1 protein-coding gene is annotated in these 242 nt (G+C 66.1%); it reads right to left on the bottom strand.

Features of this window, described 5'->3' with window-relative positions; all coding sequences use genetic code 11:
- Nucleotides 1–242: succinyl-CoA--3-ketoacid-CoA transferase (locus tag N864_RS23280; protein ID WP_034723459.1), on the bottom strand; the 242-nt coding region annotated here is incomplete at both ends.

The raw sequence follows: 242 nt of genomic DNA, 5'->3' as shown, positions 1-242 counted from the left end.
GATGATCCGTTGGACGACGCCCTTGCCGGTGTAGGGCAGCGAGCAGTCCTTGACGATCTTGTAGGAGCCGTCGCGGGCGGTGTGCTCCATCAGCACGATGACCTTCTTCGCGCCATGCACGAGGTCCATCGCGCCGCCCATGCCCTTGACCATCTTGCCGGGGATCATCCAGTTGGCGATGTCGCCCGCCTCGGAGACCTGCATCGCGCCCAGGATCGCCGCGTCGACCTTGCCGCCGCGGA

Source organism: Intrasporangium chromatireducens Q5-1 (assembly GCF_000576575.1).
GTDB classification, from domain to species: domain Bacteria; phylum Actinomycetota; class Actinomycetes; order Actinomycetales; family Dermatophilaceae; genus Intrasporangium_A; species Intrasporangium_A chromatireducens.
Note: the sequence above shows the minus strand (reverse complement) of the source record. Positions and strands in the feature narration are given on the sequence as shown.